This is a genomic window from Streptomyces sp. NBC_01717 (genome assembly GCF_036248255.1).
In the GTDB taxonomy this organism is placed as follows: domain Bacteria; phylum Actinomycetota; class Actinomycetes; order Streptomycetales; family Streptomycetaceae; genus Streptomyces.
In genome coordinates this window covers 4,648,967-4,669,652 of the sequence record NZ_CP109178.1, presented here as the reverse complement: position 1 = coordinate 4,669,652, position 20,686 = coordinate 4,648,967, and the positions used below count along the sequence as shown (strand labels likewise).

15 protein-coding genes are annotated in these 20,686 nt (G+C 71.5%); 7 read left to right on the top strand and 8 right to left on the bottom strand.

Annotated elements, in window-relative coordinates; translation table 11 throughout:
* The first annotated feature begins 219 nt into the window (after positions 1 to 219).
* On the top strand, positions 220 to 1,281 hold the full coding sequence (gene trpS / locus OHB49_RS21130) for a tryptophan--tRNA ligase (protein WP_030972588.1): 1,062 nt from the start codon (positions 220 to 222) through the stop codon (positions 1,279 to 1,281).
* Between the two features lie 175 nt (positions 1,282 to 1,456).
* Positions 1,457 to 1,900 carry a DUF4267 domain-containing protein gene (locus OHB49_RS21125; RefSeq protein WP_329162175.1) on the top strand — a complete coding sequence of 148 codons (444 nt, stop codon included), beginning with the start codon at positions 1,457 to 1,459 and terminating at the stop codon, positions 1,898 to 1,900.
* Positions 1,901 to 1,904: 4 nt separating this feature from the next.
* Here OHB49_RS21125 and OHB49_RS21120 read toward each other — a convergent pair whose 3' ends face one another.
* The 4 genes from OHB49_RS21120 to OHB49_RS21105 form a co-directional block, all read right to left on the bottom strand.
* The gene (locus OHB49_RS21120) at positions 1,905 to 3,908 is read right to left on the bottom strand and encodes an NAD-binding protein (protein WP_329162173.1); all 2,004 of its coding nucleotides are present in this window, start codon (positions 3,906 to 3,908) and stop codon (positions 1,905 to 1,907) included.
* 25 nt (positions 3,909 to 3,933) lie between these two features.
* Positions 3,934 to 8,826: a DNA repair ATPase gene (locus OHB49_RS21115; RefSeq protein WP_329162171.1), complete on the bottom strand. Its 4,893-nt coding sequence runs from the start codon at positions 8,824 to 8,826 to the stop codon at positions 3,934 to 3,936.
* Positions 8,827 to 9,036: 210 nt separating this feature from the next.
* On the bottom strand, positions 9,037 to 11,151 hold the full coding sequence (locus OHB49_RS21110) for a flotillin family protein (RefSeq protein WP_329162170.1): 2,115 nt from the start codon (positions 11,149 to 11,151) through the stop codon (positions 9,037 to 9,039).
* A gap of 116 nt (positions 11,152 to 11,267) precedes the next feature.
* Positions 11,268 to 11,918: a hypothetical protein gene (locus OHB49_RS21105; RefSeq protein ID WP_329162169.1), complete on the bottom strand. Its 651-nt coding sequence runs from the start codon at positions 11,916 to 11,918 to the stop codon at positions 11,268 to 11,270.
* A 292-nt stretch (positions 11,919 to 12,210) separates the two neighbouring features.
* Here OHB49_RS21105 and OHB49_RS21100 point away from each other — a divergent pair, with 292 nt between their 5' ends.
* Both OHB49_RS21100 and OHB49_RS21095 read left to right on the top strand, forming a co-directional pair.
* Entirely contained in the window at positions 12,211 to 13,281 is a 1,071-nt protein-coding gene (locus OHB49_RS21100; RefSeq protein ID WP_329162168.1) for a PucR family transcriptional regulator, read from the top strand.
* A gap of 297 nt (positions 13,282 to 13,578) precedes the next feature.
* Positions 13,579 to 15,000: an MFS transporter gene (locus tag OHB49_RS21095; RefSeq protein WP_030972602.1), complete on the top strand. Its 1,422-nt coding sequence runs from the start codon at positions 13,579 to 13,581 to the stop codon at positions 14,998 to 15,000.
* 227 nt (positions 15,001 to 15,227) lie between these two features.
* Here OHB49_RS21095 and OHB49_RS21090 read toward each other — a convergent pair whose 3' ends face one another.
* Positions 15,228 to 15,683 (bottom strand): tellurite resistance TerB family protein, encoded by a 456-nt coding sequence (locus tag OHB49_RS21090; protein ID WP_030972604.1) that lies wholly within the window; start codon positions 15,681 to 15,683, stop codon positions 15,228 to 15,230.
* 160 nt (positions 15,684 to 15,843) lie between these two features.
* On the opposite strand from OHB49_RS21090, the gene OHB49_RS21085 reads away from it, so the two are divergent.
* On the top strand, positions 15,844 to 16,302 hold the full coding sequence (locus OHB49_RS21085; RefSeq protein WP_329162167.1) for a BlaI/MecI/CopY family transcriptional regulator: 459 nt from the start codon (positions 15,844 to 15,846) through the stop codon (positions 16,300 to 16,302).
* Between the two features lie 3 nt (positions 16,303 to 16,305).
* Positions 16,306 to 17,238 (top strand): M56 family metallopeptidase, encoded by a 933-nt coding sequence (locus tag OHB49_RS21080; protein ID WP_329162165.1) that lies wholly within the window; start codon positions 16,306 to 16,308, stop codon positions 17,236 to 17,238.
* A gap of 7 nt (positions 17,239 to 17,245) precedes the next feature.
* Here OHB49_RS21080 and OHB49_RS21075 read toward each other — a convergent pair whose 3' ends face one another.
* The 3 genes from OHB49_RS21075 to OHB49_RS21065 form a co-directional block, all read right to left on the bottom strand.
* On the bottom strand, positions 17,246 to 18,490 hold the full coding sequence (locus tag OHB49_RS21075) for a cation:proton antiporter (protein WP_030972610.1): 1,245 nt from the start codon (positions 18,488 to 18,490) through the stop codon (positions 17,246 to 17,248).
* Positions 18,491 to 18,492: 2 nt separating this feature from the next.
* On the bottom strand, positions 18,493 to 18,963 hold the full coding sequence (locus tag OHB49_RS21070) for a cation:proton antiporter regulatory subunit (RefSeq protein WP_030972612.1): 471 nt from the start codon (positions 18,961 to 18,963) through the stop codon (positions 18,493 to 18,495).
* A gap of 209 nt (positions 18,964 to 19,172) precedes the next feature.
* A complete protein-coding gene (locus tag OHB49_RS21065; RefSeq protein ID WP_329162161.1) occupies positions 19,173 to 19,724 on the bottom strand; it encodes a peroxiredoxin in 552 nt (183 codons plus the stop codon).
* Positions 19,725 to 19,821: 97 nt separating this feature from the next.
* Here OHB49_RS21065 and OHB49_RS21060 point away from each other — a divergent pair, with 97 nt between their 5' ends.
* A complete protein-coding gene (locus tag OHB49_RS21060) occupies positions 19,822 to 20,553 on the top strand; it encodes a serine aminopeptidase domain-containing protein (RefSeq protein ID WP_329162160.1) in 732 nt (243 codons plus the stop codon).
* The last annotated feature ends 133 nt before the right edge of the window (positions 20,554 to 20,686 follow it).

Below are 20,686 nucleotides of genomic sequence, written 5' to 3'. Positions count from 1 at the left end.
GAATGCCCGGCCCGATCCGGCCGGCCCGCGTTAGACTCGGGCCCATGACCTCCGTACCGTGCCGAAACTGGTGGCGCTCCCCTTAGGAGCGGCCGCCTCATCTGCACGGAACCAGGGCCGTTCGATATGGACGGCCCTTTTTCTCTGCCCTCGTACGGGTACGGATGCCGATCCCGGTGGGCCGTCCTCCACGCAACCAGTACCCGCGAGGAGAGACCCATGACCACCGTCGCCGCACCTGTCACCGCCACCCCCGCTCAGCGTCGCAGTGCCGAGCTGGAGCAGCAGATCCAGCAGAATCCGGGGCGGTTCCGCGTGATGACCGGGGACCGGCCCACCGGGGCGTTGCACCTCGGGCACTACTTCGGGACCCTGCACAATCGCGTCCGGCTCCAGGACCTCGGTGTGGACGTCTTCGTGATCATCGCCGACTACCAGGTGCTCACCGACCGGGACGTCGCCGAGCGGCTCGGCGAGCACATGGAGGGGATGCTGCTGGACTATCTGGCCATCGGTCTCGACCCCGCCCGGACCACGATCTTCAACCACAGCGCCGTGCCCGCGCTGAACCAGCTGATGCTGCCGTTCCTCAGCCTCGTCTCCGTCGCCGAGCTGAGCCGCAATCCCACGGTCAAGGACGAGATCGCGCACTCCCGGCAGTCCGCCGTCAGCGGGCTGATGTTCACGTATCCCGTGCATCAGGCCGCCGACATCCTGTTCTGCAAGGGCAACCTGGTCCCCGTCGGGCAGGACCAGCTGCCGCACCTCGAAGTGACCAGAAGCGTCGCCCGCCGCTTCAACGAGCGGTACGGGCCGGTCTTCCCGGAGCCGGACGCCCTGCTCTCCGCCGCACCGCTGCTGCTCGGCACCGACGGAACGAAGATGAGCAAGAGCCGGGCCAACTCCATCGCGCTCGGCGCCACCGCCGACGAGACGGCGCGGCTGATCCGCGGGGCGAGGACGGACGCCGACCGGCACATCACGTACGCACCGCAGACCCGCCCCGAGGTGTCGGGGCTCGTGCTGCTCGCCGCGCTCTGCCTCGACCGCGACCCGCACGAGGTCGCAGAGGAGATCGGTGACGGCGGCGGCGCCGCGCTCAAGCGGACCGTGACGGACGCCGTCAACGAGCGCCTGGCACCGGTGCGGGCGCGGCGGGCGGAGTACGCGCAGGACATGGCATACGTACGGTCGGTGCTGCGGGACGGCAACGAGCGGGCCGGCGCCGTGGCCGAGGCGACACTGGCGCAGGTACGACAGGTGATGGGAGGAGTGCTGTAGCACCCCGGTCAGCAGGTCGGGGCAGGTCGGGCCGGGGCGTTCACGCGGGCCGCGGGAGGTCGTTTCTAGCATTGCTAGACATGTGAGCGACATTAGGTCTAGCATCGGTTGAAATTCTAGCGCTGCTAGAACAGTGCGAACTCGCCTGCTCCGTCACTGTGTTGGGGGAAGAATGATGAAGCGTCACTTCACTACCGCGCTGACCCTGATCACCGGCGCCGCCGTGCTCTTCTTCGGACTCAACTTCCTGCTGAATCCCGAGGGCGCGCCCGACGGCTTCGGCATCGAGCCCTGGCCGCAGGGGAACGCCGCGGGCTACTTCGCCGTCAAGGGCGTACGTGATCTCGCGGTCGCGGCGACGGTGTTCCTGCTGTTCGCACGAGGGCAGCGCCGGACCCTGGGCTGGGTGGTGCTCATCGACGCGATCCTCCCGCTCGGTGACGCGCTCGCGGTCCTCACCCACGGCGGCTCGCTCACCACGGCGCTCGGCGTGCACGTCTCGGCGGCATCGGTCATCCTGCTGACCGCCGTGATGCTGCTCACCGAGCGCGCCGCCGAGCGCCCCGTGGAGGGCTCCTCGCGCAGGGTGGGTGCGGCCCCGGACCCGTCCAACGCCTGACGCTCTATCGGTTCGTCAAAGAGCTCCGCCTGCGCAGTAGTTCGGCGAGCCCGCGCCGGGTCGCGGCGATCACCACGCGGTCCTCGGCGCGGAGTACGTAACCGGGGTGCAGATCCCAGATCAGCCCCGACGGCCGGTCCGAGGACACGGGACCGGCCGTCGTCAGGTCCGGGTGCCGGTCCTCCGGCGGGGTGGCGTCCAGCGCCAGTACCCGCCAGGCCCCCGCCCGGAACGCCTGCTCGACCGTCCGGCCCTCCAGTTGCCGGTGGCCCGCCACCTTGATCGCCGCGAACAGCATCACCTTCCGCTCGACCGGGATCGCGCCCAGGATCTGCCGCCCCATCATCGCGACGGCGAAGGACGGGGCAGCCAGGTGGGAGACGGACCGGGAGCGGGTCAGGGCCTGCGGGTGGGCGGTGCGCAGGGTGCGGTAGACGGCGGTGGCGAACTCGTCGTCGAAGAGGCGCAGCGCCACCTGCAGGTCCGGTTTGACCGAACGGGCGTAGAGGGTGGCCTCCAGATTGGTGGTGTCGGAGCTGGTCAGGGCGAGCAGGGCGCGGGAGCGCTGGATCTTCGCCGCTTCCAGGACGCCCTCCTGGGTGACGTCCCCGAGGACGACGGGTACCTGCAGCCGCCGGGCGACGGGGATGCCGCGCGCGGCCGGGTCGTCCTCCACGCACACCACAGGAATGTTGAGCTCGCGGAGCCGGACCAGCACCCTGGTACCGATCTTGCCGAGTCCCAGCAGCACCACATGGCCGGAGAGTCCGCGGGGCGGGCGGCGCAGCGACGATGCCGTACGCAGGGAGCCGAAGGCTTCGAGGACTCCCGCCACCAGCAGCGGCAGCAGCATCAGCCCGGCGATGCCGGAGAGCAGCTGGATGACCTGCCGGGCGGTGGAGTCGTCGATCGCCGGGTCGCCCATCGCGAACAGGTCGAGCAACGTCAAGTACACGGCGTGCAGCGGATGTTCGCCCGTCGTGAGCGTGGAGGCCACGGTGAGGCCGAGCACCGCCGAGGCGACGCCCAGCACCGACCGGCGCAGCCGGCGCGAGAAGATCTGGCTCAGGGATGCGCTTCTGCCGCCCATCCGCGGGGGCGGCCCGTCCGGTGCGGCCTCCCGGATGGCCTCGAGGACCACCGTGCCCCGGCCGGTCGCGGCGGCCACCGACTGCTGGTCGGGCAGGAGTTGGGGCCCCTCGGCGCCGCTGCTGTCGGAACCCTCGGCGCCCGCCGGGTCATGGGTGGTGGAGGAGAGCAGGGCGAGCGTGCACAGGCCGGGGTCGGCGACCTCGCCCTGCCGGGGCGGAGTGCGTTCGACGGCCCGCAGGAGCAGGCCCTCCGCCTGGACGACCTTGCTGGAGCCGGTCAGCGCTGTCGCGGCGAGTGCGGGCGCCGCGGTGTCGGCGTCGGACAGGACGGTGGTGGACGTGTCCAGTGCCGTCGGGTCGAGTCCGGGCACGGCGACGGCGGCGGCCTGGTCGAGGAGGGTCTCCAGGTACTGGCCGAGCTTGCGGTTGTAGAGCCGGATGACCAGCCGGACGCGGGGGTTGAGGCGGCGGGCGGTGAGCGCGGCGCGGATGTTGCGTTCGTCGTCGTCGTAGACGAGCGCCAGCGCGGCGGCCGTGTCGACACCCGCCTCCTCGAACGCCTCGTCGGACGGCTCGGCGGCCTCGAGGATGCGGACCGCCTCCACGCCGGCGCCGGTGTCGTTGTCGGAGCCGCCGTTGGCTCCGGTGGCGACGGCGCCGCCGTTGCCCAGGTTGCGGTTCATCGCCGCCGACATCCGGCCGAACAGCGTGGCCGCCCGCCCGCGTTGGGTCAGCGGCAGATCCGGGCGGCGTGGGTCGCGCCCCGGCGGCAGCAGCAGTGTGACCCGCTCCCCGTAGACGTAACGCAGCTCCACCGCCAGCCGCTGGGCGAGTGCGTCGTCGCCGCAGACGACCATGTGGCCGCTGAACGGGGAGCGTTGGGGCTGCTGGGGAAGTGTCGACACGGAACCCAGCATGCCTTGCCCGCCTCCGGTGTTCGACTCAGAGTGTCCGGTCGGTGATCTTCGGCCCGTTGATCGGCTCGCCGGATCGACGGATCGCCGACTCGACCGCCGCTATCCGGTCCGCGAGCAGACCGAGGGCGGCGACCGCCCGGGTCATGGGGTCGCTGTCCGGGCCGCCCAGTGCCTGGGTGCGTACGTACGAGGCGGTGATCGCCGCCCACCGGTCGGCCTGTTCGGAGGTGAGCGTTCCCCGCAGGGCCGCCAGTTTCAGCAGGTTGGACTCGGCGCCGGCGGTGAGGGTCTGGGCTTCCCCCGCGTAGTGGTCCTCGATGACCGCTGCGAGTTCCGCGTCGTTCATCACGGGCACGATCCGTCCGGCGATCTTGTTCATGTTGCGGTACGAGCCCTGCAGCCGGAACGGCGGCTCGGTGCGCGTCGCGTCGGTCTGTGCGGCCGAGGCGATGTATGCGGCGTTCACCGCGAGAACGGTGGAGCGGGCGGTCAGCAGGTGGCGCAGGACCGAGACGATCCGGTCCAGCTCGGCGGGTGTGTACGGGTGGTCGAGACGGTCCGTGCGTGCGATCGCGGAAGGGTCCGCGTCGGAGGCCAGGCGCACGAGCAGCGCGAGATCTTCCTGGGAGCGGCCGGCGAGAGGTGCCAGCACCGGGTTGGCGGTCAGCGCGTTCTCGACGAAGCTGAACGCGAAGACGTCCTCGCGGCCGCTCAGCACCTCGCCCAGGTTCCACACGTCGGCCCGGTTCGCCAGCATGTCCGGGATCCGGAACTGCTCGCCGGACTCGGTGTACGGATTGCCCGTCATGCACACCGCGAACCGCTTGCCCCGCAGGTCGTAGCTGCGCGGCTCGCCGTCCCGTACGCCCTCGACGCGGCGGGTGGCGTCACAGAGGGGGATGAACTTCTGGAGCAGTTCGGGCGAGGTGTGCTGGATGTCGTCGAGGTGGAGGAGCGTGTTGTTGCGCGCTTCCAGTGCAAAGTTGATCTTCTCGATCTCGTGCCGGGCCGTCGCGCTGCGTGCCTGCGCCGGGTCGAGGGAGGTGACCTCGCGGCCGAGCGAGGGGCCGCTGATCTTGACGAGGACCAGGCCGAGCCGGTCGGCCACGTATTCCATGAGGGTCGTCTTGCCGTAGCCGGGTGGCGAGACGAGCAGCAGGAGGCCCTGTGAGTCGGTGCGCCGGTCGGCGTCGGCCGTGCCCAGCTGCTTGGCGAGGCTGTCGCCGATCAGCGGCAGGTAGACCTCGTCGATGAGCTGGTTGCGGACGAACGCGGACATCACCCGCGGCCGGTGGTCGTCGAGCCGCAGCCGGGCCCGTTCGGCGGCGACGAGGGTGGTGCGCTGCCGCTGGTAGGCGCGGAAGCCGGGGACGGCGGTCGTACGGAACTTCGCTGTGCGGGCGAGGAGTTCGTCCAGGCGCACGGTCAGACGGCCCCGGTCGATGCGGGGGTGGACGCCGAGCAGGCCGTCCACGGTCGCGGCGATCGGCGCCTCGCAGTCGTATCGCTCGGTTCCCGGCTCCGGGCAGAGTTCCACGGCGACCGCCTCGGCGAGGTCACCGCCCGAGATGTCCGCGCCGCCCGTGCGGGCGTACGAGGTCAGCCAGCCCTCGACGAGCTGGCGGCGCGCGGGGAGGTCGTCGCGGAGGGCGGACAGGTCCTCGTCGTATGCCGAAGTTCCGGTCGTGCGGCGGAACTTCTCCAGGAAGGTGCGGACGGCGCCGCTCGTCACGAACCCGGCGGGGCCGGAGGTCAGCTCCTCGAAGAGATATGCGGCGGCGGTGTGCGCGTCATCCGCCCACATCCTGGCCGCCCACTCCTCCTGGAGCGCGGTGATCGCGGGCGCCGGGCCGAACGTCTCGCGGGCCCGGGCCAGGGAGACGGCCCGGCGCGTCCAGGAGGTGCGCAGGTTGTCGTCCGCCTCCCATGTCCAGAAGAGCTGGGCCGCCGCGCGCACCGCCGGCGGGACGCGCAGCAGACCTGCCCCGGCGTGCAGTCGCAGCAGGGTGGCCAGGATGGCGGCGGCGTCCTCGTCATGGACGCCGCGCTGATATCCCTCGTCGTACGCGGATGCCGCCGACTCCCGTACCAGCATGGTCAGTTCGTTCGGGGCGCGGGCGGCCAGCGCTTCCGCGCCGTGCTCGTCCAGGAGGCGGGCGGCGAGGTGCTCGCCGCGGTAGACCGACGGGGACTCCGACGGCAGCTGCTGCTGCCAGTACGGGCGGGCCGCGTCGAACGCCGGGTCGGTGACGGGAGCCCGGTAGTCGGTTCCGGTGACGGCGAACGCGAGCCGGTCCCCGGACGGCACGAGCGTCAGGTCGAACGGCTGGGTGTTCACGGCGAACCGGTGCCGACCGAGCCGGATCGTCGCTCCGCCGTCCGCGTACAGCTCGCTGCGGTCGCGCAGCGCCCGCCCCGCCTCCTGGCGGGCCGCCTTCAGCCGTCCTTCGAGTTCCTCGGCCCGCACCGGGTCGCCGAGCCCACGCAGCTCGTCCGCCGTGCGGCGGACCTTGGCGACCATCGGGTCGGACGCGAAGTATGTGTGGACCGCGTCCAGGTCGGGGAGGGCGGACAGGCGCCGGGAGACCGTTTCGAGGACCCGGGCCGCCGACCGGGCCAGCCGTTCCGCGCGGCGTGCGCGGGCGTCCTGCAGTGTCTGCTTGCGGGCCGAGAACGCCTCGTACACCTCTGTCCGCCGCTCGGACAGCTGGGCGAGGAAGTCGTCGAACTCGGCGAACCGGGACTCCAGGTTCTCCAACTGGAGGAGAAGTCTGGACAGTTGTTCGTCGCATGCGTCGGGGGAGTCCGCTGCGGCCAGCGCGCCGGTGACCGCCTGCCCGAGCAGGGCGAACTCGGCGGCGAACTCCGCCCGCCCCTCGTGGTCGAGGAGCTCCCGGCGGCGGGCATCGAGCGTGGCGCGGGCCCGGTTCGCACCGCCGAGGACCTCGGCGATCCGCTCCAGGATCGACGTACGGGCGGCTCCGTCGCCGATCTCCAGCCCGGTAACGACATCCGTGACCGTCGCCAGCCCGTCCGTCATCTCCGTCAGCCGGTCGCCGAGCGCGGCGGCGTCGACCACGGTGGTGAGCGCGACGGCGTCGGCGGTGAGCTGCTCGATGTCCTGGTGGTAGCCGGTGAACGCGTCGTCCCGGCTCAGGAACGCGACCGCGCGCTGGGCGGCCGAGCCGATGTCGGCGGCGGTGGCGGCGGTGAGCGCGGCGATCCGGTCGGTGTCCGCGTATCGCATCTCGGCGAGCGTCGCCAAGCGGCCGTGCGCGCGGCGCAGTTCGGTGAGCTGAGAGACCCAGGCGGCGGCCGAGCGCGGGGCTTCGCCGCGGATACGGCGGACGAGCGCGGTGATCCGGTCCGCCGACTCCGCGAGCGCGTCGGTGGCCTGCTGGGTGAGCTTCTGTACCGTCTCGAACTCGGTGAGGACCTGCTGCGCGGTGTCCCGGAGATCGTTCAACGGGGCGGCGAGAACACCGAGTTCGGGGTCGGCCAGCCAGTGGTTACGGTCGGTGGCGCGGGTGCAGTCGGCGACCAGCTGTCCGTACACGGCGGCGGTCGGCGAGGTCTCGGCGGCACTGTGCGCGAGGGCGAGACAGTCGGAGATGCCGCGGACCAGATCGGCGTTGCCGACCCGGGCGAGCGGACCCGTCCCGGCCGGGCGGGAGGCGGCGTAGGTGTCGGAGACGTACGGGGTCCGCCAGCGCTGCACGGCGTGCACACGGGCGGGCTCGGCCGACGCCGCGTCCTTGAGGAGGACGAGCGTGCCGTCGTCGAGCAGGGCGTGACCGCCGCCGAGCAGCGGGGCGGCGACTTCCTGGCGGATCAGGTTGTAGGGCAGAAGCAGGCCGCGGCCGCCGTCCCGGGAGCGGAAGAGGTAGAGGACGTCCTCGCCGTTGGGGGACCGGACGGCCCCCTCGAAGACCGGGTCGGCGAGCGGCTCGGCGAGGTCGAAGGTCTTCGCGGTGCCGGTGGTGAGATAGGTGCCGCCGGGGAAGATGATCCCCTGGTCCTCGGGAAGCCGGTGGCAGGCCGGACCGATGGCGTCGAGGCGCTGCACGGTGGAGAGCAGGCTGTTGAAGACCAGGTGGCGCCAGGAGTCCTCGTTGTACGGGCGGATGCGCAGCAGGATCAGCGGCCCGACCTCGGCGTACTCGACGTCGGCGTCGGCGAGGGCCTGAAGCGGTTCGGTGACCGGCTCCTCGTAGATGCCGTCGGGTGTGTCGGTGTCGTCGACCGTCTTCACGGTCAGGGTGCCGCCGAGCGTGTCGACGAAGAGGGCGCCGCTGTCCCCGATCGCGATGTGCGGGTGCCGGCCGGGGATGTGCGACTCGCGTCCCGCCGGGGTCCAGGTGAAGTCGTGCGACGGCGGGAAGACGTGGTCACGGTCGCCGCGCGCGTCGAGGAACGGTCCGGGGGAGCCGTCCGGGGCGAGCGCCCAGCGCAGGACACGGATGTCGTCGGCGGTCTCGCCGGTACGGAACACGGCGAGCAGCCGGCCGTCGACACGGCGCAGGCGGAGCAGGCGGGCGTCGCGGAAGTAGCGGTGCAGGGCGGTGAATTCGCGTACGAACGCCTCGTCGGCGAGGAGCGTGTCGCCACTCCCGGCCAGGTCCGGCCCGTACAGCGCGAGTACATCGGCGACGGCGGCCTCGCCGCGCGCGCCCGGCCCGCGCTCGAAGCCGAACAGCAACTGGCCGCCCACGGCGACCAGATCGCGCGGCAGCGACGGCTGCTCCGTCCGGATCTGCTCGGTGGCCAGCAACCGCAGCTCCGTCGAGCCGAACGCCTCGGTGCGGCGGGCGTTGAGGGCTTCGGCCCGTCGGGCGAGTTCGGCGGCGTGTGCGGCGAGGCGGCGCCGCAGCACGTCGTAGGTGCCCGCGTCCACGGTGAGGGCGGGGTCGGTGTCCATGCGTACGGCTCCCTACGGGTGTGGGTTGCGGATTGTGCGGTCTCCGGCCGCATGTTGTCCTCGATCGCCGCAGGTCGAGCCTGTCCGGCGATCGAGGACGGAACCGCGGCCCGGGCGGGCCTGAAGTGCGTGGTGGGCGGGCCCGGGGACGGTCGACCCGGGCCCGCCCGGCGTTCGAGGACGGACCGGCCGCCGGACGGCCCCGCCCCGCTACGCCACCGGGGCCCCATTGCGCGCCGCCGCCCCGTCACGCGGCTCCGCCGACGCCCCGACCCGCACATCCGCCAGCCCGAGCTTCCGCGCCGACTCCAGCAGCTGCCGGACCTGGCCGGCATCCGCTCCCACGCCCGGCGCCGCCATCATCCGCATCAGCAGCGCCGACACCGTCAGGTTCTGCACATCGCCCGTGGATACCGACCCGAGCACCCGGGTCAGGTCCTCCGTGAACGACGACGACCCGTTCAGCCACGGTCCGGCGAGGGCCTTCGCCGTGTCCGAGTTCTCCATGAAGCCGTCCACGCTCCTACCGAGCGAGATCGACGAGACCAACCGGTCGAAGAAGACCGACTCCCCGCCGACGATGTCGATGTCGGCGTTCTCCAGACCGGCGGCCACGATCGTCGCCTGCGCCTCCGCGACCTGCCGCTGCACATCGAGTCCGGCCAGCCGGATCTCCTTCTCGGCGGCGAGCCGCAGCCGGTACTCCTCGTGCCCGCGCGACGAGTCGTCCAGTGCCGCCATGGCCGCCGCCTTCTCCGTGAGCCCGGCCGCCTCGGCCTTCAGCTTCTCGCCGATCATCGCCGCGTCCGCGGTGGCCTGCGCCTGGGTGCCCTCGGCGGTCGCCAGGGCCTTCAGCCGTGCGCCCTCCGCCTCGGCCCTGAGCCGGGCGGACGTGGCCTCCGCCTCGGCGAGACCGGTCTTCTCGATGACGTCTGCCGCCGCCTCCCGCACCTGCACCTCGGCAAGGCCCGGCGCCGCGGACTCCGCCTGGACGCCTTCGGCGAGCCGCAGCTTGGCCCGGGCGTCGAGATCCGCGCTCTTGAGCCCGGCCTCGGCGAGCGTCAGCTGCTCCGCCGCCCGGTGGGTGGCCGCCACCTCGGCCGCCTCCGCCGCCTTGATGTCCTTGACCAGTTTCTCCTGGGCCTCCGCCTCGGCGGCGATGATCACCGACTTGCGGGTGCGTTCCGACTCCTCGACGGCCCGCAGCGTCTTGATCGACTCTTCCTGCTCGGCGACCGTACGGTCCACGGCGATCCGCTCCCGGATCACATCGGCGACCTCGCGGCGCTCCGTCTCGACCTCCTTCGTCGCGGCGATCCGATTCAGCTCGGTCTGCCGTTCGCGCCCGGTGACCTCGATCAGCCGGTCCTTCTCGATGCGCTCGTTCTCGACCGCGATGACCCGCTCACGGTTCTTCTGCGCGACGGCGATCTCCCGCGCCTGGTTCTCGCGCTGGATGCCGAGCTGTTCCTCGGTACGGATGAACGCCGCCTGCGCGCCGAGCCGTTCCTCCTCCTGGACCCGGGCGGTGGCCGACTCCTCGCGGGCCCGCAGCGTCTCGACCTCGCGCCGCTGCTTGATCTCGGCCTCGGCCTGCCGGCGCTCCAGCTCCAGAATGGTCTCGCGGGCGTCGACGTTCTGCCGGGTGATCTCCTTCTGCTCGGTGCGCTGGAACTCGTTGGTGCGTACGTGCTCGATCGCCGTCAGCTCAGTGATCTTGCGGATGCCCTGTGCGTCGAGGATGTTGGCGCTGTCGAGCTGCGCCATCGGTGTCTGTTCCAGGTGGTCGATCGCCGCGTCGTCGAGGTGGTAGCCGTTCAGGTCGGTCCCGATCACCCGGATGATGCGGTCCCGGAACTCTTCGCGCTTGGTGTACAGATCGACGAAGTCCAGCTGCTTGCCGACTGTCTTGAGGGCCTCGGCGAATTTCGCGGCGAAGAAGTCCTGGATGGCGATCTTGTCGCTGGCCCGCTCGGTGCCGATGGCCTGGGCGACCTTGATGACGTCCTCGACGGTCTTGTTGACCCGTACGAAGAAGTTGATGTGGATGTCGGCGCGGATGTTGTCCTGGCAGATGAGGCCCTCGCGGCCGGTGCGCCGGATCTCGATCGTCTTCACCGAGATGTCCATGTACTCGGCCTTGTGCAGCACCGGCAGGACGACGGCGCCGGTGAAGGTCACGTCGACCTTCTTGGTCTTGGAGATGATCAGGGCCTTGCCCTGTTCGACCTTGCGGAAGAGCCGGCTGACGACGAGGAGCAGAGCGATCGCGATGAGCAGGACCACGGCGATGAGCACACCGAAGCCCAGGGAGATGGCATCCATGACAGTCCTTGGCGGCTGGTGAGGAAGGCGAGGTAGGTGAGAGGAGACGCAGCGCCGGAGCGGCGGCGGGCAGCCGTGTGCGCGCCGGATCGCGGCGTACGGCGGCGGCCGGCGGCTCAGCCGGTGCGGCGGGGGCGGGTACGCGGTGGCGTCGGTGGTCCCGGGTCGAGTGTCACGTCGTAGGGCGAGACCCAGAAGAACTCGCCCTCGTCGTCGTACGCGTAGAGAAGCCCCGCACTGCCCGCCGTGAAGACCGCTTCGTCCGTCTGTCGCAACTGCCTGACCTGCACGATCGCTGTGGACCCGTCGGCAGCCGCGACCTCGGCCTGGCCGAAGTCGGAGCTGACGGAGCCGGTACGGATGGTGCAGACCCGGCCGAGGAAGTCCTGGCGGGACGGCGGGGGTTCGGCCGGGAAGCGGCGGCGGTAGTGGGTGACGAGCAGTCGGACCACGGCCCAGGAGATCAGCAGCGCGCCGGCGAGCACGGCGCAGGCGAGTGCGGCGCGCGCGGTGCCGGTGACCGAGCTGCGGTGCAGCAGGACGGTGCCGGTCAGGCCGGCGAACCAGGCGACGACGATCATCACGGACACCGAGACGGCGACCGGCACGCCGCCGATCCCGGCCAGGTCGGGGTCGAGGTCGGCGTCGAAGGAGTGGTGGTCGGCCGCACCGGCCAGGACCAGCAGCCAGAAGCAGATGACGACGACCAGGGCCGCGCCGAAGAGGGCGGTCGGAAAGGAGAGCGCCGCGTCCACGAACTCCTGCATCGGTCCACTCCCCCTGCGTGTGAGCGGGGGGTGCGGTGGATGCGCCGTCCGGAGGTGACCCCGGTGCCGCGACGTCGCCGACAAGCGGCGCCGCAGCAGCCGGGTCTTCCCCCGTATCCCCCGTGCTCCCCCGTGTTTCCCCCGGTGGTGCTGGGCCCGATCGTGACAGCCGACGCCGCTGCTCCGCACTGCCGGAGTCCGGCAATCTTTGTACGTCCTTGATGCCGGGCACCAGCACCTGCCCGGATGCGTTGAGCGAGTGTCAGTGACGCGTCAAGACTGGAGGCAGACCGTGCCGGTGCCGGAGATCCCCGACGAGTATCTGGGGGGCTACGCCCGCATCCTGGGCGAGGTCGCCGCGACCGGCCGCCGGCTGACCCGCGACGAGCTGGAGAGCCGCCGGGCCCTGGGCAGGGAGGCCGCCGAGGCCGGATTCCAGCTGCGCGCCCTGGTCGGTCTCCATCTGGCGGCGACCCGTGCCGCCTGGCCGAGCGCCGACGCCACCGACCCGGCGTCCACCGACTGTGTGCTGGCCGCGGTGGAGCAGTGCGTCGACTCGTTCGCCGAAGGGTTCGAGCGGGCCCAGCGGCTCACCGTACGGCGGGAGGAGGCGGCGCGCCGCGAGTTCATCGACGACCTTCTGTACGGGCGCAGCGACCTGGGCCGGCTCGCCGAGCGGGCCACCCGGTTCGGGATGCGGCTGTCACGTGCCCATGCGGTCGCGGTGGCGACAGGCCCCCAGGCGTACACCGAGACGGACAGCGTGCCGCGGCAGGTGGAGTCGGCGCTGCTGGCTCGCTTCGACGGCCGGGAGATCCTGCTGACGACCAAGGACGGGCGTCTGGTCTGTATAGCCCCGGGCTCCCAGCCTGACGTCCTGCGCTACTTCGCCAAGCAGGCGCATGCGGCGACGGACGGCGGCCGGGTCGCGGTCGGCCGCCCGCACCGGGGCCCGGGCGGTGTCGTCCAGTCGTACGACGAGGCGCTCGTCGCACTCGACCTAGGGGACCGGATGGGCCTGGACGATCCGGTGCTGTACGCCGCCGATCTGCTGGTCTACCCGGTGCTGACCCGGGACCGGCAGGCGATGGCCGATCTGGTGCGCAGCCAGCTGGGCCCGCTCCAGCAGGCCCGCGGCGGCGCCGAACCACTGCTGAAGACGCTCTCCGCGTACTTCGACGCGGGCTGTGTCGCCGCCGAGACGGCCCGGCAGCTGGCGCTGAGCGTGCGGGCGCTCACGTACCGGCTGGAGCGGGTCCATCAGCTGACCGGTTCGGACCCGTCGGACCCGATGCACCGGTACACGCTGCAGACGGCGGTGATCGGCGCCCGGCTGCTGGACTGGCCGGCCAAGGAACTCTGACCGACGGGTCCGCCCCCCTGCCGGATCCCGGTTCAGCCCGCCCCGCTGCCGGATCCCGGCAGGCCCGGACCCGGGCGCTGCTCACCGCATGCGGGGATCCTGACCCGCGCTTAGCGTGAAGTGCGGGGGATTTCGGGGTGCGCACCGAGGGAGACCCAGGACATGGCCCGTCATGCACGTCATGCGCGAGAGCCGTTCGAGGGGGAACGCTCCGTGGATGGCGTGAGAGGGACCGCGACCCCTTCGCCGGCCGGCCCCGTGCCCGGGCGTGAGCGTGGACCGGCGCATCGGTGGTGGGTGCTCGGGGTGATCGGTCTGGCGCAGCTGATGGTGGTCCTGGACGCCACCATCGTGAACATCGCCCTGCCCTCCGCCCAGCAGGACCTCGGCTTCTCCGACGGCAACCGCCAGTGGATCGTGACGGCGTACGCCTTGGCCTTCGGCTCGCTGCTGCTGCTCGGCGGCCGGATAGCCGACCTGGTGGGCCGCAAGATCGTGTTCCTGACCGGCCTGGTCGGCTTCGCGGTGGTGTCGGCGATCGGCGGCGCCGCCCCGGGCTTCGAGGTCCTGGTCGTCGCCCGCGCCCTCCAGGGCCTGTTCGCCGCGCTGCTGGCGCCGGCCGCGCTCTCTCTCCTCACCACGACGTTCAACGTCCCGAACGAGCGGGCGAAGGCCTTCGGGATCTACGGTGCCATCGCGGGCACGGGCGGCGCGGTGGGGCTGCTGCTCGGCGGGGTGCTCACCGAGTACCTGAACTGGCGCTGGTGTCTGTACGTCAACCTGCTGTTCGCCCTGGTCGCCTTTGCCGGCGGCGCCCGGCTGCTGACCGCCGGGGCCCCCGCCCACCGTCCGAAGCTCGATGTACCGGGCACGGTCCTGGTCTCGTCGGGCCTCTTCTGCATCGTGTTCGGCTTCTCGAACGCGGAGTCCCACCAGTGGAGTTCACCGCACACCTGGGGCTTCCTCGCGGCGGGCGGTGTGCTCTTGGCGGCGTTCGCCTGGTGGCTGACGCGGGCCGCGCATCCGTTGCTGCCGTTGCGGGTGGTGCTGAACCGGAACCGAGGGGCGTCGTATCTGGCGATGTTCATCGCCGGCGGCGGCATGTTCGGCGTGTTCCTGTTCCTCACGTACTACCTGCAGAGGACTCTGCTCTACTCGCCGGTCGCCACCGGTCTCGCGTTCATCCCGATGGTCGCCCTGATGATCGCGACGTCGATGACGACGACCAATGTGCTGGTGCCGCGGTTCGGCGCGAAACCGATCGTGCCGCTCGGCATGGGCATCGCCGCGGCCGCCATGGTGTGGATGACGAGCCTGGACCTGACCAGCGGCTACGTCACCCATGTGCTGCCCAACCTGCTCTTCCTCGGTCTGGGCCTCGGTATGGTCTTCGCGACCGTGATGAACCTGGCCACGTACGGGGTGGCGGTCCGTGACGCGGGTGTGGCCTCGGCGATGGTCAGCACCAGCCAGCAGGTGGGCGGTTCCATCGGTACGGCGCTGCTGAACTCGCTCGCCACCGGCGCCGCCACGAGCTACCTCGTCGGACGGCCACCGACCCCCGCGAACATCGCCCAGGCCCAGCTGCACAGCTACTCCACCGCGTACTGGTGGTCGGCGGGCTACTTCGTCCTCGGGCTGCTGGTCACCCTGGTCCTTTACCGCAGGGGCGCGCCCCGCCCGCAGTTGGTCGAGGACGCGGCACCGGTCCGCGCCTGACGGCCGGACGTACCGAACCGGTCGGCGGCCCCGGCGGGCGTGGCTTTGCCGAGGGTGGCAGCGACGCCGGGCGCGGTGCGGTCGGACATGGGCCGGGGACTCGCTCGGGGGAGTCGCGAGTCCCCGGCAGGGCCGGGCGCGGTCCGATGGTCAGTCGGATCGCGGTGTGTTCCCGGCGGTACGGGGGGCTGTTCGGCCGACCTGGAGAGGATGCCCGACGAAGGTGTCTAGAGGTCGAACTCGTGGGGCGGAAGGTCGAGCGCGAAGCACGCCTCCCGCACGACGGCCTGCTCGGACTTGTCGAAGTTGCCGTCCGCGCCGCCGATGACGATGCCGATCTGGATGACGGCGCGGGCCTCGGCCGGCTTCTTCTTCGCCTTGCCGATCTCCTGGAGCACGCTGACCTTGCCGAAGGCGAAGTCCGCGGTGAGCTTGTTGACGTACTCGTTGAAACGCCGCTGCAGGTCGTCCGCCGGGAAGTTCTGCAGCACCTCGTTGGAGGCGATCAGCGAGGCGACGCGCTGGCGCTCGGACGGGTCGATGGAACCGTCGGCGGCGGCGACCAGAGCGCACATGGCCATGCTCGCGTCCCGGAACGCACCGCTCTTCAGGTCGTTCTTCTTCGCCTCGAGCTGCGACTGCATCGTCGTCGCGGATTCCTTGATCCGATCCCACAGTGCCATGACGTCTCCATACGTTGCGTTGCGTTGCCGGAACGAGATCCAACTCTACAGACGTGTAGAAGTTAGCAGGATGATCGCCCGCTGTGTCCGGGAACCGGCCTTCAGTACGATGCTGCGACGCCGTGGACGACGCGGTATCGCACGAAGGGCAGTCACCACGATGGACACGGCCGGGGCCAGCCACCACCCGCACAACGAACTGCCCCACGACAACGTGCCCCCGGCGGGCCCGCCCTCCGACGGCCGGCGCCCGCGCAAGCGCGGGCAGGGCGAGCTGGAGGCTCAGGTCCTCGCCGTTCTGCGCTCGGCGAACGGCCCCGCGACGGCGGGCTGGGTGCAGGAACACCTCGACGGCGGCCTCGCGTACACCACCGTCATCACGATCCTGTCCCGTCTGTACGAGAAGAAGTGCGTGACCCGCGCCCGCCAGGGCCGGTCCTACACCTGGACGTCCGCCTCCGACGAGGCCGGTCTCGCCGCGCTGCGGATGCGCCGGGTCCTGGACGGCGAACGGGACCGCGAAGCCGTACTCGCCCGGTTCGTCTCGGCGTTGTCCCCGGGCGACGAGGAACGCCTGCGCGCGCTGCTGGCGCAGACGACGGAGAAGGACGAGGACTGACCGATGGGCGTCTTCGTCTACCTGCCCCTCGTGCTGCCGCTGACCGCCTTGCCGATCGCGCGCCTGGCCGAACAGCATCTGCACCCGCGCAGCGCCACCCGCCTGCTGGCGGCCGTCGGTACGACGCTCGCCCTGTGCAGCACGGTGTGCCTGGCACTGCTGATGGTGGTGGGAACGGCCCAGCTCCCCGGCAACCCGCTGCCGGACGGCTGGTCGGACCCCGAGGTGCGCGCGGCGGTGCCGTACGAGGAGAAGGCGGGCATCGTCGCGATCGGGGTGCTGGCGGCGGTGGTCGTGGCATGCGGGTCGGCGGTCCACCACCACCTACGCCAACGCGTCCGCGCCGCACGGGCCCTGCGGTCCCTCGCGGAGCAGCCGTCCGCGGTCGCCGTGCTGCCGGACCCGGAGCCGTATGCGTACGCACTCCCCGGTTCCCCCGGCCGGGTGGTCGTGTCGACGGCGATGATGGAGTGCCTGACCGCGCGTGAACGCCGGGCGCTCGTCGCCCATGAGCGGGCCCACCTGACCGCCCGCCACCACCGCTACCTCCTCGCCACCCAGCTCGCCGCGCGGGCCAACCCGTTCCTGCTGCCGCTGCGTACGGCGGTGGCATACAGCACGGAACGATGGGCGGACGAGGCGGCGGCGCAGGCGACCGGCGACCGGCGGGCGGTGGCCGGCGCGGTCGGCAAGGCGGCGCTCTTCGCACACCGGTCACCGGACGCCCTGCCCGCGCTCGCGGCCGTCGGCCCCATCCCGCGCCGGGTCGCCGCACTCCTGGACCCCGTCCCGACGAACGCGCTCTGGCCTCCGCCGTCCGCTCATGTCGCGTTCGCGGGACTGGTGGCCACCGCCGGAACCACGGTGTCGGCGCTGTCGTCGCTGAACGCGACGGTGACGCTGGTGCGGATCCTGCACGCGGCGACCCCGCTCTGACGACGGCTCAGTCGACGGCCGAGGCGCGCTCCACGACCGGAAGCTCCTCGTGAGCGACCGGCACGCCGCCCCCGCCCCCGGGGACACCGCCCCCACGGTGCCGCCGCTTCCGGATCCGGGCCACGACGGGCTGGGTCCAGCGGGCAGTGAGCGGACCGACGATGACCAGGATCAGGACGTACGCGGTGGCGATGGGCCCGATCCGGGGCTCGGTCGCCACGGCCAGACCGGCGATGACGATGGAGAACTCACCGCGCGCCACAAGCGTGCCCCCGGCCCGCCACCGCCCGGGAGACCCGATACCGGCGCGTCGGGCCGCGTACCACCCGGTGCCGATCTTGGTGAAGACGGTGACGACGGCCAGCAGCAGGGCCGGCAGCAGCACGGGCGGGATCTGGGCCGGATCGGTGGAGAGCCCGAAGAACACGAAGAAGACCGCGGCGAACAGATCGCGCAGCGGCGTCAGCAGCTTGCGGGCGCCCTCCGCCACCTCCCCCGAGAGCGCGATCCCGACGAGGAACGCCCCGACCGCCGCGGAGACCTGCAACTGCTGGGCCACCCCGGCGACCAGGACGGTCAGCCCGAGGACGACGAGGAGCAGCATCTCCGGATTGTCGGAGGACACGGCCCGGCTGATGAGCCGGCCGTGCCGCAGCGCCAGATAGAGCACGAACCCGACGGTGCCGAGCGCGACCAGCAGGGCGATGCTGCCGCCGGCCAGGCCGACGCCGGCGAGCATCGCGGTGAGCAGGGGCAGATAGACGGCCATCGACAGGTCCTCGATGACGAGAACCCCGAGTATGACGGGCGTCTCCCGGTTTCCCAGCCGCCCCAGATCGGTGAGCACCTTCGCGATGACACCGGACGAGGAGATCCAGGTGACCCCGGCCAGCGCGACGGCCCCGACAGGCCCCCACCCGAGCAGCAGCGCAGCCACCGCGCCGGGCGTCGCATTGAGTACGAAGTCGACGACCCCGGAAGGATATTGCGTCTTCAGGCTGGTCACCAGCTCGGACGCGCTGTACTCCAGCCCCAGCAGGAGCAGCAGCAGAATGACACCGATCTCGGCGCCGACGGCGGTGAACTCCTCGCTGGCCCCGAGGGGCAGCAGCCCCCCGTCCCCGAACGCCAGGCCGGCCAGCAGATAGAGCGGAATCGGCGAGAGCCCTATCCGCCCGGCGAACCGCCCGATGATCCCGAGCCCCAGAATGACGGAGCCGAGCTCCACCAGCAGTGCGGTCGTGTCGTGCACGGTCAGCCCTCCGCAATGATCTCGGAGAGCGCGTCGACGCCCTCACGCGTACCGACGACGACAAGCGTGTCCCCGATGGCCAGCCGGAAGTCCGGCCCCGGCGACGGGTGCGCACTGTGTGTCCGCAGCACGGCCACGATCGACGCCCCTGTCCGCGTCCGCGCCCGGGTGTCCCCGAGCAGCCGCCCCCCGTAAGGGGAGCGCGACCCGAGCGGTATGTGCTCGGTGACGAGATCGATTCCCTCGGTCCGTACGGCATCGATGGGCGCGGCGTCGATGAGATGCGCGAGCGCGGTGGCCTCCTGTGGAGTCAGCGGCACGGAGAGCTGACACGAATCCGGATCGTCGTGCTCGTAGAAGCCGATGAACCGCCGCCCGTCGTGGTGGACGACGACCGAAATGTGTTGTCCCGACTCGGTGGTGTAGTCGTACTGCACACCGACTCCGGGCAGCGTGGTCCGGTGGGTTCCCATGGCTTCCTCCCGAGGCGCACGACGGCACAGCGACGCACTTGGCGATCTCTTTAACGTCTCATTACCTTAACCGGAGACTTCCGCCGCTTGCGGGGGCACCTGTCACGGACCGTCCGCAGCGCCCTCCCGCAGGCTGTGGCCGGGGCCCGGACACAGCCGTGCCCGGCGGCCTCCTGCTCACCGCCGGGCACGTGGGGTGGGTGACGCCGTCAGCCGGTGGTCCCGGTCCTGCCGTCGTCGCCCGGCTGCTCGGGAGTGGGTGAAGCCGAGCCGACCGTCCGGCCCTTGATGCCGGCGATGTGCTCGGCGAGCGTGTCCAGGGACTGGAAGGTGGCCCCGAGGACCGCGACATGCTTCCACCGCAGCACTCCGTCCGGCCCGATCAGGAACACGGCTCGGCGCACCCCGATCCCGGGCGCCGTGATCCCGTACGCCCGGGCGATCTCCCGCCCGGTGTCCGCGAGCAGCGGCATCCGCAGACCATATGTACGGGCGAACGACTCATGGCTGTCCACACCCTGTGGACTGATTCCCCAGACCTCCGCGTCGAGACCGGTGAAGGTCTCCATGCCGGAGGAGTACGAGCAGAGCTGCTTGGTGCAGACGGTCGTGTTGTCGCCGGGGTAGAAGGCGAGGACGACGGTACGGCCGCGGGCGGCCGAGAGCGTGTAGTCGCTGCGTTCGAACGTGTCTCCGGTGAGCGTTCCGCCCGGCAGTGTGAAGTCCGGTACGGACTGGCCGACTTGTGGTGACGATCCCATGGTGGGTCCCCTTGTGCGCGACGGGTGTACGGCGTTCGGCGATGTCTGGGTACAGCATGCTCGGTACGGTGGTGGCTTCCGCTACCAGGAGGTACGTATGGCGGATCGGCGACCACCGTCGGCGGCGGTGCTCCTTCTGCACGGCGGACGCGAGACGGGTCTGGGGCCGCCCCCGCCCGGGCCGTTGAACCTTCCGGCCCTGCGTATGCGGCCGTTCGCGCGGGGTGTGGTCCGTGGGACCCGGGACGAGCCGGTGGATGTGGCGGTACAGGAGGTCCGGTACGGACACCGCGGGTGGAACGGGTCCCGGGAGGATGCCTTGCACGATGCCGTACGTGCGCTGGACGGCGTGCGGCGCGAGTTCGGCGATGTGCCGGTCGTGCTCATCGGGCACTCGATGGGTGCCCGGGCCGCCCTGCGCGCGGCCGGGCATCCCCTGGTGCGAGGGGTGATCGGCCTTGCACCGTGGTGTCCGCCCGGTGATCCGGTCACCCAACTCGCGGACCGGGACGTCGTTCTGCTGCACAGCAACCGTGATCGTGTGACCAGCCCCCAGGCCTCCCAGTCGCTCGCCACCCGGGCCCGCCGGGCGGGTGCCCGTTCCTGTCTGGTGACGATCCGCGCCAGCGACCATGCGATGCTCCGCCGGGCCCGGGCCTGGCACACGATGACAACCGGCCTGGTGAGGGGTCTGCTGGGGCTGTCCGCGCTCCCTGCGGCGGTCGACGCCGCCCTCCGGCTGCCGCTGGACGCACCGGCCTCGGACGGCACGCTGGACTACGACCGGCTGCGTGCCAGGGGCGACGCCACGGCCGTGCGCCGCTCGTGACGTACCGCGCCGAGGCTCGCGCTGATCCACAGGGCGGGTATGCGACGACGCCGGTGGAGTGCGCTCCGGGGACGGTGCTGTTCATGTGCACCGACGGTCCGGTGGAGCGGCGGGGCGAGGCATCGACGTATCG